Origin of the sequence: Streptomyces sp. ID05-26A, from assembly GCF_033794685.1 — a bacterium.
Lineage (GTDB): Bacteria > Actinomycetota > Actinomycetes > Mycobacteriales > Pseudonocardiaceae > Lentzea.
On the sequence record NZ_JARAYZ010000002.1, the window covers coordinates 576,150 to 589,279 of the forward strand.

The 13,130-nt window shown below is 69.8% G+C and carries 7 protein-coding genes and 1 pseudogene; 5 read left to right on the plus strand and 3 right to left on the minus strand.

Translation table 11 applies throughout. The annotated features are described in order from the left end of the window. Positions 1-23 precede the first annotated feature (23 nt). Complete coding sequence (locus tag PV646_RS18300) at positions 24-2,729, minus strand: sensor domain-containing protein (RefSeq protein WP_500343364.1); 2,706 nt, start codon at positions 2,727-2,729, stop codon at positions 24-26. A 254-nt stretch (positions 2,730-2,983) separates the two neighbouring features. Between PV646_RS18300 and PV646_RS18305 the strand changes: the two genes are divergently transcribed. Together PV646_RS18305 and PV646_RS18310 are read left to right on the plus strand one after the other, a co-directional pair. Then, positions 2,984-4,129, plus strand: coding sequence for a beta-ketoacyl synthase N-terminal-like domain-containing protein (locus tag PV646_RS18305; RefSeq protein WP_500343365.1), 1,146 nt, complete (start codon positions 2,984-2,986; stop codon positions 4,127-4,129). 60 nt (positions 4,130-4,189) lie between these two features. Next, complete coding sequence (locus PV646_RS18310; RefSeq protein ID WP_500343366.1) at positions 4,190-4,996, plus strand: hypothetical protein; 807 nt, start codon at positions 4,190-4,192, stop codon at positions 4,994-4,996. A gap of 21 nt (positions 4,997-5,017) precedes the next feature. Here PV646_RS18310 and PV646_RS18315 read toward each other — a convergent pair whose 3' ends face one another. Next, on the minus strand, positions 5,018-7,723 hold the full coding sequence (locus tag PV646_RS18315) for a GH92 family glycosyl hydrolase (protein WP_500343367.1): 2,706 nt from the start codon (positions 7,721-7,723) through the stop codon (positions 5,018-5,020). 142 nt (positions 7,724-7,865) lie between these two features. Then, positions 7,866-9,137, minus strand: a complete 1,272-nt coding sequence (locus PV646_RS18320) for a hypothetical protein (protein ID WP_500343368.1) — start codon at positions 9,135-9,137, stop codon at positions 7,866-7,868. A 336-nt stretch (positions 9,138-9,473) separates the two neighbouring features. On the opposite strand from PV646_RS18320, the gene PV646_RS18325 reads away from it, so the two are divergent. The 3 genes and pseudogenes from PV646_RS18325 (at position 9,474) to PV646_RS18335 (ending at position 13,093) form a co-directional block, all read left to right on the plus strand. Continuing rightward, a complete protein-coding gene (locus tag PV646_RS18325; protein WP_500343369.1) occupies positions 9,474-10,997 on the plus strand; it encodes a sugar ABC transporter ATP-binding protein in 1,524 nt (507 codons plus the stop codon). Beyond that, positions 10,994-12,019, plus strand: coding sequence for an ABC transporter permease (locus tag PV646_RS18330; protein WP_500343370.1), 1,026 nt, complete (start codon positions 10,994-10,996; stop codon positions 12,017-12,019). The genes PV646_RS18325 and PV646_RS18330 overlap by 4 nt, the downstream gene beginning before the upstream one ends. A gap of 44 nt (positions 12,020-12,063) precedes the next feature. Next, positions 12,064-13,093 (plus strand): annotated as a pseudogene (locus PV646_RS18335) (substrate-binding domain-containing protein). Positions 13,094-13,130 lie beyond the last annotated feature (37 nt).

A 13,130-nucleotide genomic window follows, 5' to 3' on the forward strand; every position in this document is an offset into this window, starting at 1 on the left:
TGACGGCCCGCTCCGGCGGGCCGTCACAGATCGCCGGGAGGCATCGGCCGCCCGAGCAGGAACCCCTGCGCCTGGTCGCACCCGAGCGCCCGCAGGATGTCCAGCTGCTCCACCTGCTCCACCCCCTCCGCGATCACGGTCATGTCGACCGCGTGGGCCATGGCGATGATGCTCGTGACGATCGCCTCCGCCTCGTCCGAGCGCCCCAGTCCCATGGTGAAGGACCGGTCGATCTTGAGCGTGTCCAGCGGCAGGGTGAGCAGCTGCGCGAGTGACGAGTAGCCGGTGCCGAAGTCGTCGATCGCCAGCCGCACGCCCAGGTCCCGCAACGCCGCGAGGGTGCGGGCGGCCAGGGCCGGGTCGCGGGTCAGGGCGCTCTCGGTGATCTCCAGGCACAACGAGCTGGGGTCCAGGTCCGCCTTGTGGGTGGCGTGCCGGACGGCGGACACCAGCCACGGGTCGTCGAGCTGGCGGGCCGACAGGTTGACCGTCAGCTCCAGGCCGGGCGCGAGCTCGGCGATCTCGCGGGTGGCGGTGTGCAGCATGTGTGCGCCGATGATGTTGATGAGATCGCTCTCCTCGGCGAGCGTGATGAACTCCGAGGGGGAGATCAGGCCGTAGCGCGGGTGCGTCCAGCGCAGCAGGCCCTCGACGGCGGTGCGCTCGTCCGTGCGGAGGTCGACGATCGGCTGGTAGGCGACCCACAGCTGGTCGCTCAGCGGTGCCGTGCGGAGGTCCTGTTCCAGCTGCAGGTGGCGCTGGATGCGTTCGCGCAGCTCGACGTCGAAGAACGCGATGCGGCCGCGGCCCCTGGTCTTCGCGTGGTACATCGCCACGTCGGCGTCGCGCAGCAGGTCGGCGCCGTCGCGCGGGTCGCCCGGCTCGGCGAGCACGATGCCCACGCTTGCGTCGACGTGCAGCTGCCGGCCGTCGACGGTGATCGGGCGGTTGAGCTCGGCGCGGACGTGGCCCGCGATCGCCTCGGCCTCGTCCGGGCTGGTCACGCCGTACGCGATGACGGTGAACTCGTCGCCGCCCAGCCTGCCCACGACGTCGCCGCGCCGCGAGCTGCGGCTCAGCCTCGACCCGACGATCCGCAGCACCTCGTCGCCGGTACTGTGGCCCAGGGAGTCGTTGATGACCTTGAACTTGTCCAGGTCGATGAACAGCACCGCGGTGAGTCCTGACCGGTGGGCGCGCGCGGCCGGGCTGAGGCGGTTGATCGTCACCGTGCGGTTGCACAGGCCTGTCAACGCGTCGTGCGTCGCCTCGTGCTCCAGCTGGCTGTCGATCATGCGGCGTTCGGTGATGTCGGTGAACGAGATGACCGTCGCCGAGGGCGTCACCCCGTCCTGGGTCAGCGCGCGGGCGCTCAGCGAGAGCCACACGTGGGTGCCGTCCGGTCGCACCGAACGGAGGATCCGGCCGTGCTGCGCCCTGCCGGTGGAGCGGGTGATGGCCGACGCGTACTGCGCGTGCGGGACCGGCTGACCGGACTCGTCGTACAGCTCGGCCAGGGACGCCGGCTGGCCGATCACCTCCTGCGCGCGCACGCCGAGGATCTGCTCGGCCGCGGGGTTGACGGACTCCACCAGACCGGTGGGGCCGACGACCAGCACGCCCTCCTCGATGGCCGCGACCACCGAGGTGAAGTGGTGCTCGGCGCGGCGGCGGGCGGTCTCGTCCGCGCAGATCAGCACGTAACCGCCGTCCATGCGGGCCGCCGACACCCGCACCGCCAGCGTCGCGCCGTCGGTCCGGCGGTGCACGGCGTGGACCACACCACCCGCCTCCAGCACCTCCCGCGGGTCGAGCGGCGCTCCCACCACGTCACCGATCGGCTGCCCGATCGCCTGGGCCGCCCGTCTGCCGTAGACGTTCTCGGCGCTGCGGTTCCAGCTCGTGACGACGCCGTCGGCGGTGGTCGCGATGAGCGCGTCGCTGACGTGCGCGGCGAGCGCGGCCTGGTAGCGCAGGGCCGCCGCGGCCGCCTTCTGCTCGGTGACGTCCCGCATGATCACCTGGAACGCGGGCCTGCCCTCCCACGTCGTGCGCACGGAGACGGACTCGATGTCGGTGGTGCCGCCGTCGAACCGGACCAGCACGGCGTCCGCGGGATCACTCGTCGCGCCCGGCTCGGTCAGCTTCGAGATCCGCTGCAGCATGTCGGTCTGAGAGTCCGGGTGGACGAAGTCGGTGATCGGCCGGCCGAGGAGGTCGGACTCGGTCTTCGCCCGCACGAACTGCACCGCCGCCGGGTTCGCGTAGACGAGCAGACCGGCCTCGTGCACCACGATCGCCTCGGGTGCCAGGTCCACCAGCAACCGGTAGCGGTCGGCGAGGTCGGCGAGCTCCTGCTGCTGGCTGTGCCGTCTGGTCACGTCGGCGACGACGCCGACCAGCGCCTGGGCGGAGTCGTGGGTCGAGACGCGGGCGCGGAACTGGAGCCAGCGCGTGCCCAGCTGCGTCTCGAGCGGCTGCTCCAGCTCGAAGTCCTGCCACGCCGCCGTCCGGACGGCCACGATCAGCGGCGCGGCCAGTTCGCCCAGCCTGGCCCGCACGGTGTCCTCGCCGGCGCCGGGCACGCCGATGATCGCGTCGAGCCCTGGCATCCAGCCGAGCCGGCCGGTGCCGAGGTCGAGCCACCACACGACGGCGGCGCCGACCGAGAGCGCGAGCTCGACCAGTAGTTCCTGGTCGAACCCCGCGTCGCCGATCAGGCCGCTCACGTCTCGGCCCCCAGATCCGGGTGTTGGCACTGTGAAGTCCTACTACACACTCGACCAGAGCCGCATCCGTCTGGCGTGAACATGGTGAGCCGTTATATCCGGTCGCTCCGATCGCCCGATGATCAGGGTTCGCTTCGCACTGTCCACTGTGGACGTACAGGTGTCGTTCCGCAAGACGGTTTACACCGTTATCCTTTCGGGTGACGAGGTGTCGGCCCTCGGTATGGGGGAGCTGGATTATGGTCGCGCAAAGCATGGGTATCTGTGGAATCGGCGTGGTCAGCGCGTACGGGTGGAACCGCCGTTCGCTCTGGGAGGGACTGACGAGCGGCAAACCCGCCGCGTCGATCGTTCCGGAACTGGGCCGTTTCCCCGGTGACACGGTCTGGGCGGCGTACGTCGCCGAGGGTGGTGATCCGGTCGACGGGCCGAGCCGGTTCGCGCGTGCCATGCGAGCCGCGGCCCGGGAGGCGATCGAGGACGCGGGCGCGCGGGGCTGGCGTCCCGGCCGGAGGGTCGGCCTGCTGCACGCCGTCGTGCTGGGCGAGGTCGACCTGTGGCGCGACTTCTACGTCACGCGCGGTGGCCAGTTACCCGTGCACGACTACCTGGCGTTGATGCCGTCCACTCCGATGTCGACGTTCATGCAGGAATACGGTTTCCACGGCCCGGCGATGAACGTCTCGGCGATGTGCGCGTCGGGCAACGCCGGACTGATCACGGCGAAGGCGTGGCTGGACGCGGGAATCGTCGACGACGTGGTGTTCGTCGCGACAGATCTGTCCCTCACCCCGGAGAACGTCTCCCACTTCGTCCGGCTGGGAGTGGCGATCGTCGACGCGGAACCGCTCGACGCGTGCCGTCCGTTCCAGCAGGGCAGCAGGGGTTTCGTGATGGGCGAGGCGTCCGTGGCGTTCGTCCTCTCGCGCAACGCTGCGAACCCCTACGCGCTCACGCTCGGCGGTGCGATGTCGCACGACGCGTACCACGTGACGTCCATCGACCCGAGGCTCGACCAGGTCACCGCCTGCTTCACCGACGCCCTGGACAACGCCGGGGTGAGCGCGGCCGACGTGCGCTACCTCAACGCGCACGGACCGGGAACGGCGCAATGCGACACCGCCGAGGCGGCCGTGCTGGAACGACTTTTCGGTCCGGAGACCGGGATCTTCTCCGTGAAACCTCTGACGGGCCACTGCCAGGGCGCGGCGTCGGCGATCGAGGTCGCGGTGACGGCGATGGGGTACGACCACGGCATGATTCCGGCGCCGCCGGTCGTCGCTCCCGGCCATCCGTTGCTCCTGGACGGACCGACTCGGATGCGGGACGGGTTGACGATCAAGTCGTCGCTGGGGATGGGCGGGCACAACTCGGTGGTGGTGCTGGCGCCACCGGCCTGAGGCTTTGCGTTGTCGCGCAATTGGTGTCGCCCCGCCCGTCCGGTCCCTACCGTCGGCCGCATGTGGAAGCTGATGACGGCGGTGGTGGTGGCGGTGCTGGGCGTGGTGGTGCCCGCACCGGGTGCGGCGGCGGCCGAACGGTTCTGGGAGCTCCAGCTGAACCTGTGCAACAGCGGGATAGCGGGCTGCTACCAGCAGGGCCGTTCGGTCCCGGAAGCCGCGGACCTGATCGTCCGCCTGCGACCGAACCTCGTGACGGTGAACGAGATCTGCCGCAACGACGTACCGGACCGCCTGGCTCCGGCGATGGTGGCGGCGTGGCCGGGTGATCGGGTCTACCAGTTCTTCGCGCCCGCGTTGCGCAAGGACACCGGCACACCGGTGAAGTGCACCAACGGCCAGGACTACGGCAACGCCGTCATAGGTCGCGTGTCGGCGGCGAGCTATCAGGGCGTGAAGACGTGGACCGCCAAGTACGCCAGTCAGGACAGCGGCAACGAACAGCGCACCTACGCGTGCGTGTACGCCATCGGTGACCATCTGGGGTGCGCGACGCACCTGTCGGCCTCCAGTGAAGCGGTCGCGCTCTCACAGTGCCGGTCGCTGCTGTTCGACGTGATCCCGCAGATCAGGGCCGCGGAGGGGTTCGTCGGCAAGACGGTCGTCGGCGGCGACTTCAACCTGGAGTACGACACGTCCGACCCGGAGAACGCGCAGAACTGCGTGCCGCCCGGCCATGTCCGCAAGGGCGACGGCAGCGTGCAGCACGTGGTGTTCTCTGGCGACATCGCGTTCGTCAGCACCCAGAAGTACAGCCTGCGCTACACCGACCACCCCGGCTTCCTGGTCCGCCTGACCAAGCCCTGAGGCCTGGTCAGGCGGAGTCCGCTAGTAGACCTCGAACTCGTAGATCCGTGCAGCGGTGTTGCCGTTGTTGGTGGGCGTGGTGACGTTCAACTTGACGTACCGAGCCTGCCGCTGGGTGAACGTGTGGTGCGAACGGCTCGAACGCACCGAGGACACGGTCGCGACCGTGGTCCAGTTCGTGCCGTCGACCGAGGTCTGCACGTTGTACGCACCCGTGTTCAGCCCCGTGCTCTCACCGCCGAGCCCCGCGTGCTTCAGCACGACCGAGCCGACGTTCTGCGCTGAACCCAGGTCCACCTGGAGGAACTTCGTCCCGGTGGCCAGTGAGCACCACTTGCCGGACAGGCTGCCGTCGAACGCCTTGGCGGCGGTCTCGGCGGCGTTGCACGGTGTCGAGGCGGTGGCCGGTTTGCCCAGCGCGAGGTTCGTGCCCAGAGCCGGAGCGGGCGGCGGGGGAGTGAAGCCGTCGTTGTAGGACGGCGGCACGTCCGCCGCGTTCGTGCCCCACCCGCTCGGCGACGACCCCATGCCGAAGTTCAGCGTCGTGTTGCCGGAGATGTCCCCGTAGCGCAACCAGGTCCGGGTCGTGGCGGCGCCGTCGCGGGTGAGGTTCTGCACGTACTGCGCGTTCGGGCCGGCGCCCGTGCCGTTGATCTGCAGCACCCCGGACGGCCTGGTGATCGTGATCGACGGGAAGAGCGGCCCGTGCAACGCGAGCACGTCCGCGCCCGGCGTGGGCGGGTACAGGCCCATGGCGGACCAGACGTACCAAGCCGAGGTGGCGCCGAGGTCGTCGTTGCCGGGCAGCCCGCCGGCCGCCGTCGTGAACGACTCCGTCATCACCCGCCGCACCGCCGCGCTCGTGCCCTGCGGGTAGGCGGCGTAGTGGTACGCCCATGGCACGCCGTGCTCCGGCTCGTTGCCGATGTAGAAGTACGGCTGGCTCAGTCCTCCGTTGAGCTGCGTGAAGTGGTGGTCGAGGCGCTGGACGGCGGTGCGCGGGCCGCCCATGAGGTTGATCAGGCTGCCGAAGTTGTACGGCACCATCCACGTGTACTGCGACGCGTTGCCCTCGGTGTAGCCGCTCGGGCTCGCCGGGGTGACGGGCCACGCCCACGAACTGTCGGCGTTGCGCTTCTGCACGTACCCGGACTCGGGGTTGTACACGTTGGCCCACCACTGGGCGCGGGTCATGTAGGTGTTGTACTTCGCCGTGTCGCCCACGGCGCGAGCGAACTGGGCGACGGCGAAGTCGGACGCCGAGTACTCCAGCGAGTCCGACGGGTCCTCGGTGATGAAGTGCCTGCTGAGGTACGCGGACTGCCGCCCGCGGATGGCCTGGCCCTGGATGGTGCCGCCGTTGGAGCTCTTGTCCATCAACGCCAGCGCGGCGGCCGTGTCGAACCCGCGCACCCCGAACGCGTACAGGCTGGACACGACGATCGGCCCGGGGTCGCCGTTCATGACGAAGTGCTCGTTGCTGTTGTGCGACCACTTCGGCAGCAGCCCGCCCTGCTGTCCGTCGAGCACCATCGATTTGGCCATGTCACTGGACTCCGCTGGTGCGAGCAGCGCTATGAGCGACGCCCACGAGCGGTAGATGTCCCAGCCGGAGTAGTTCTGGTAGACGGTGTGCGACGCCGTGCGGACGGTCTGGTCGAAGCCGCGGTACTGACCGTTGACGTCGCTGGCGATGTTCGGGTTCTGGAAGACGTGGTAGAGCGCCGTGTAGAACTTCTGCAGGTCAGCGGCGGACCCGCCGGTCGCCTGCACGCGGTTCAGCACGTCGTTCCACGCGGTGTCGGCGGCCGTCCGGACACCGGCGAGGTCGAACCCGGCGCTCTCGGCGGCGAGGTTCGCCTGCGCGCCCGCGATGCTGACGTACGAGACGCCGACCTTCAGCTGCACCACGGGGTTCGACGACGTGTCGAACGTGACGTAGCCACCCGAGTTCACGCCGCTGGTGCTCGCGGACCCGGCGCTCACCGTGCCGCCGAGCCACGTGCCGAACCCGGTCGGCGCGCGGTCGAACTGGATGGCGTAGAAGAGCTGGTAGGTCTTGGACGAACCGCAGAAGCCACCGCCGGTGAACACACCGGTGAGCTGGCTGCCGTTGATCGCGATCGAGCCGTTGCGGTTGCCCGTGGCGCTGCGGCTGCTGTTGACCAGCACCCGCGCCGAGGTGGTGTTCGGGTAGGTCAGCCGCATGAACCCGGTGCGCTTGGTCGCCGAGAGCTCGACGCCGGTGCCGTAGTTGTCGAGCCGGTTCTTGTAGTAGCCGGGAGCCGCAGACTCGTTGGCCTTCGTGTAGGTGCCCGCGTACCCGGTCCAGTTCGTGCCGGGGGAGGTGGCGAGGTTGCCGGTCACCGGGAGGATGCCGAGGTCCTCGTTGTTGGGACAGCCCGCGCCGTTGAAGTGGGTGAGGCTGAACTCCTGGATGCTCGTGTCGCTGTAGCGGTAGCCGGACGGGGAGGCGGTCGGCGTGTCCGGGCTGAACTGCACCATGCCGAACGGCACCGCGGCGCCGGGGAAGGTGCTGCCGCCCGCGCCGCCCGGGACCGGGTTGGGCGAGTTGCTGTTGTCGGTGCCGATGAACGGGTTCACGTGCTGGGTCAGGGCGAGCGGTGCGGCGGTCGCGGGCGGGGCGGTGGCGAGGCCTGTGATGAGCAGGCTGGCGACCATCAGGGGGACAGATCGTCTGGCACGTCGGTGCAGGGAGCCGAACATGGACCTTCCTCTCCTCGGTGACAACGTTGTCGGCGCCCAAGGCGGGGTAAGGGCGACGAGGGGGTGGGGCGCTCGGAGGCGGGTCCGAGCGCCCGTCGTGAGGGGTCAGCAGGCGGCGCGGAACGCCGCCGTCAGGCGATGGTCAGCAGGCGGGGTAGAACGCCCTGGTGCCGCCGGTGGCCTGCCGGTCGCTGAACCGGCAGCCGAACCGCGGGTCGTCCGTGCGGCGCACGTCGTCACCGGCCGGCCGCTTGCCCCGATCCACCCACGTCGTCAGGTCGCGCCACGCGGTCCCGACCTCGGCGGGGGAGAACTCGCAGTGGTCGACCGTGCGGATGGCGCGCTGCACCAGCCGGTCGGTGCGGCCGAACCGGGCGGCGTCGTCGCGGTAGTCCTGCTCCATCGAGAACGGCACGAACAGGTCACCGATCCCGTGCAGCGACACGACGGGCGCGGTCGGGAAGCCCTGCACCGCGGGGATCTCCGTCAACGCCCAGGTGTTGCGCGCCCTGGGGTTGGCGGCCTTCACGCGTTGCACGGTGGCGTTGACGTCCACCGGCGAGTTCGGCCGGTAGCGCGTGGAGAGGTTCGTGGCGAGCTGCAGCGGGTTCTCCGCGAGGTTCGTGGCGGTGGAGTTGGTGACAAGACCGAACAGGAAGTCCTGCCAGTAGGCGTAGGCGACGTCGGTGCCGGGCCGGGCGCCGCCGGACAGGGTGGCGACGAGGGCCTTGAACTGGTCGTCGCGGCCGGCCAGCGCCTGCTTGATCCGCGGCACCACGACCGTGGCGTAGTCCGCCGGCAGGGGATAGGCCTTGATGCCGGTCAGCGTCTGCGCGACCAGGTGGTAGCTCAGGAAGTAGTCGAACAGCTCGTGGTCACCGAGCACACCGCACATCGGCAGAGCACCCGCGTAGAACCCCGGGTACTGCTCCAGCGACCGGGCGATGACGTGCCCGCCCATCGACACGCCGGCCAGGAAGACCTTCGACGGCCGCTGCACCTTCCGGCCGAACAACGTCGCGAGCTCACGGGTGGTCGTGACGCCGGCTCGGACGTCGTAGGCGTTGCTGTAGTAGGAGGACGCGGCCCACGCGTACCCCTCGTCGAGCCAGCGCTGCCGCAGCCCGAACGGCGGGGCGTCGACCGTGAGAACCTTCCCATCGCCGCGGTAGCCGTGCGCCCACAGCGCCAGCCGCCCGTTCCAGCGAGGCGGTACCTCGATGATGTAGCCCGCGTGGCTGTGCACGCCCTGGATGACCCTGGTCGCCTTGCCGCCGACCGAGGCGGGGGCGAGGGGTGGGTTGACGATCGTGTAGCCGGGCAACGGCTTGTCGCCGCCGCCGGTGGCGGCCGCGGGATGCGCGGCGACGGTCACGAGGAGGAACGACAACGCGACGGTGAGCAGTCGTCTCATGACCGGGACGCTACTAGTGGGCAGGCGTCGGCGACAGAACCCCGTTCGGCCGCACGGCCAATAACCTCTATGGCTTCAGTGTTGACCAAAATCGAACCGGGTCCACGGGGTGCCGCTGTGTGAAGGCGCAGACCTGGACAACCGCTTCGAGGATGTGGTGGCCTTGGGTGGGTACCGGCCTCCTCGTGTGCCGTGACGTGCCGCTGGTCAAGGGAAAAGTTGGCCGACATGCGCCACCCCGACCACCTTGTCGCACTGGTGACCGCTCATTAGCTTGATTCTCCGTAAGGCCGCATTCCTTTCTGGCACAACGGTTGCCGGGCCCCGGAGGACTCAATGACGAGCTCGCCCGCGCGTGAGAACGCGCTGCTGTCGGTCGAGGGCGTGGTGAAGCGCTTTCCCGGCGTCACGGCCCTGGGCGGTGTGGACTTCGACGTCCGCGCGGGTGAGGTGCACTGCCTGCTCGGCCAGAACGGCGCGGGCAAGTCGACGCTGATCAAGGTCCTGGCCGGCGCGCACCGTCCGGACGAGGGCGTGATCCGCTGGCGGGGCGAGGTCGTCGAGTTCGGCAACCCGACCGCCGCGATGCGCAGTGGTGTGGCCGCCATCTACCAGGAGCTCGATCTCGTGGCGGGGTTGTCGGTGTCCGACAACGTGTTCCTCGGTCACGAACTGTCCACAGCGGGCTTCAGCAAGCGGGGCGAGGCACGTCGCCGGACCCGTGCGTTGCTCGACCGGCTGGGGCACCGCGACATCTCACCCGACCGCGACGTCGGCCGGTTGTCGGTGGCCCACCAGCAGATCGTCAGCATGGCGCGGGCGCTGTCGCTGGACGGGCAGTTGCTGATCATGGACGAGCCTTCGGCCGTGCTGGACCCGGACGAGGTCCGGGTCCTGTTCGGGATCATCAGGGAGCTCACCGCCCAGGGGGTGGCGGTGATCTACATCTCGCACCGGCTGGCGGAGATCAGGGAGATCGGCGACCGGGTGACCGTCCTCAAGGACGGCCGCACGGTCGCGACCGGCCTGCCCGCCCGCGAGGTCAAGACCTCGGAGCTGATCGCGTTGATGACCGGCCGGGTGCTGGACAACGTGTACCCGCGACGTTCTCCGGTCGACCCGGCCGCTCCCGAGGTGCTGGTGGTCCGCGGACTGGCCGACGGCGACCGCTTCGCCGGCGTGGACCTCACCGTCCACGCCGGCGAGGTGGTCGGGCTCGCCGGGCTCGTCGGCTCCGGCCGTTCGGAGATCCTCGAAACCGTCTACGGCGCGCGGAAAGCGGCCGAGGGCACCGTCGAGGTCGACGGCAAAGCGCTGCGGCGGGGGAGTGTCGGCTCGGCCGTGCGCGCCGGGATGGGGCTGTGCCCGGAGGAGCGCAAGAGCCAGGGGCTGCTGCTCGACCAGGCCGTCTACCGCAACATCACCGTCTCCTCGATGTCGGCGTTCGCGAAGTTCGGGTTCCTCGACGACCGCGCCGAACGTGCCCGTTCCACCAAGCTCACCGAGGCGCTCGACGTGCGTCCGGCCGGGGTGGACCGCGTGGTGCGCGGGCTGTCCGGGGGCAACCAGCAGAAGGTCGTGCTCGCGCGGTGGCTGCTGCGGGAGTGCCGGGTGCTGCTGCTGGACGAACCGACCCGCGGCGTGGACGTGGGCGCTCGCAGCGAGATCTACGAACTGATCCGTCAGCTGGCGGACTCCGGCGTGGCCGTGGTCGTCGTGTCGAGCGACGTCGAGGAGGTCCTCGGCCTGGCCGACCGGGTCCTGGTGGTGCGTGAGGGCCGGGTGGTCCACGACGGCCCCGCCGACGAGATCGACGAGTCCCGGGTCCTCGACCTGGTCATGGAAGGACACGCAGCATGAGCGAGGACACCGCCTTGTCCGCGCAGAAGAGCGCTCCGGTCGCGAAGAGGGAGTCGAGCCTCTCGGCGTTGCTCGGCTCCGCTGCCGGGCGCAACACCGGTCTCGTGGTCGCCCTGGTCCTGTTGTGCCTGGGCGGCGTGATCACCGCGGGCGACCGGTTCGCCGACGTCGACAACCTGCTCACCATCCTGCGGCTCGCCGCGGTGATCGGTGTCGTCAGCATCGGCATGACGTTCGTGATCACCGGCGGCGGGATCGACCTGTCCGTCGGCGCGATCGTCGCGCTGTCGTCGGTGTGGGCGACAACCCTTGCCACGCAGGGGATAGCGAACGACACGCACTGGATCGTGATGGTGTTCACCGCGTTGCTGGTGGGTGGTGCGTGCGGGCTGGTCAACGGCGCGCTCATCGCCTACGGCCGGGTCGTGGCGTTCATCGCGACCCTGGCGAGCCTCGCCGCCGCGCGAGGTCTCGCCGAGATCATCTCCAACCGCAAGACGCAGATCGTGAACGTGCCGGGTTTCGCCGCGTTCTTCGACGCGTCGGTCCTGGGCGTGCCGGTGCTCGTGGTGATCTTCGCGCTGGTCGCGGTCGGTGGCTGGGTCCTGCTCAACCGCACCACCTTCGGGCGCCGCACGTTCGCCGTCGGCGGCAACCCCGAGGCGGCCCGGCTGGCGGGCATCGACGTGCGCCGCCACACCGTGATGCTCTACTCGCTGCTCGGGCTGTGCTGCGGTCTCGCCGCCGTCATGCTCATCGCCCGCACCACGACCGGCAGCGCGACGCACGGCGGGCTCTACGAACTCGACGCGATCGCGGCGGTCGTCATCGGCGGCACGTTGCTGTCCGGTGGGCGCGGCACGATCGCGGGCACCGTCTTCGGCGTCCTGATCTTCACCACGCTGTCGAACGTCTTCACCCTCAACAACCTCTCCATCTCCGCCCAGGCCGTCGCGAAGGGCGCGATCATCGTGGTCGCCGTCCTCCTCCAGCAGCGGCTTGCCCGACGCAGCGGCGCATGACGCCGCGACCACGACCGCTGCCACCTGAGGGAGACCAGAAACCCATGCAGATCAAGAGAATCGCGCTCCTCGCCGCCGCGTCGGCGCTCGTGCTCACCGCGTGCACGGGCAACACGCCCGAGCCGCAGGGCGGGGGCAACCAGGGCGGTGGTGTGAAGGTCGCCAACGACGAGCCGGGCAAGAAGGTCGTCATCGGCTTCTCCGCGCCGGCCGCCGACCACGGCTGGATGGCCGCGATCACCGACGCCGCCAAGAAGGAGGCGGGCAAGTACTCCGACGTCGAGCTGCGCGTCGTCGAGGGCACCAACGACCCGAACCTCCAGATCAGCCAGGTCGAGACGTTCATCAACGACAAGGTGGACGCGATCGTCCTGCTGCCGTTCGACGGCGCGGCGCTCACCCCGGTCGCGCTCAAGGCCATGAAGGCCGGCATCACCGTGATCAACGTCGACCGGCAGTTCGACAGCCCGTTCGCCGCGCGGTCCACGGTGCTGGGCGACAACTACGGCATGGGCGTCTCCGCCGGCACGTACGTCTGCGAGCGGCTCAAGGGCAAGACCGACGCCGTGGTCGCGGAGATCGCGGGCATCGACTCGCTGCCGCTGACGCAGGACCGCAGCAAGGGCTTCGCGGACGCGCTCGCGGGCTGCAGCCTCAAGGTCGCCAACCGCGTCGCGGCCGAGTTCACGGTGGAGAGCGGTGAGAAGGCCGCGGCGAACCTGCTGCAAGGCCGCCCGCAAGATCGACGCCATCTGGAACCACGACGACGACCAGGGCGTCGGTGTGACCGCCGCGATCAAGAACTCCGGCCGCAACGAGTTCTTCATGGTCGGTGGCGCCGGTTCGGCGAACGTGATGCGCGAGATCAAGGCGGACAACGGCCCGCACAAGGCGACCGTCATCTACCCGTCGACCCAGGGCGCGGACGGCATCCGGCTCGCCCGGCTCGCGGTGCAGGGCAAGGCCCTCGGCGACCTGGTCGAGGTGGAGGTCCCCCGCGAGGTGCAGCTGTACGCCCCGGTCGTGACGAAGGACAACGTCGACCGCTACCTGCCGACCGCCTTCGAGTCCTGAGAACAACCGAGAGGACCGCACGGTGACTGAACTGGGC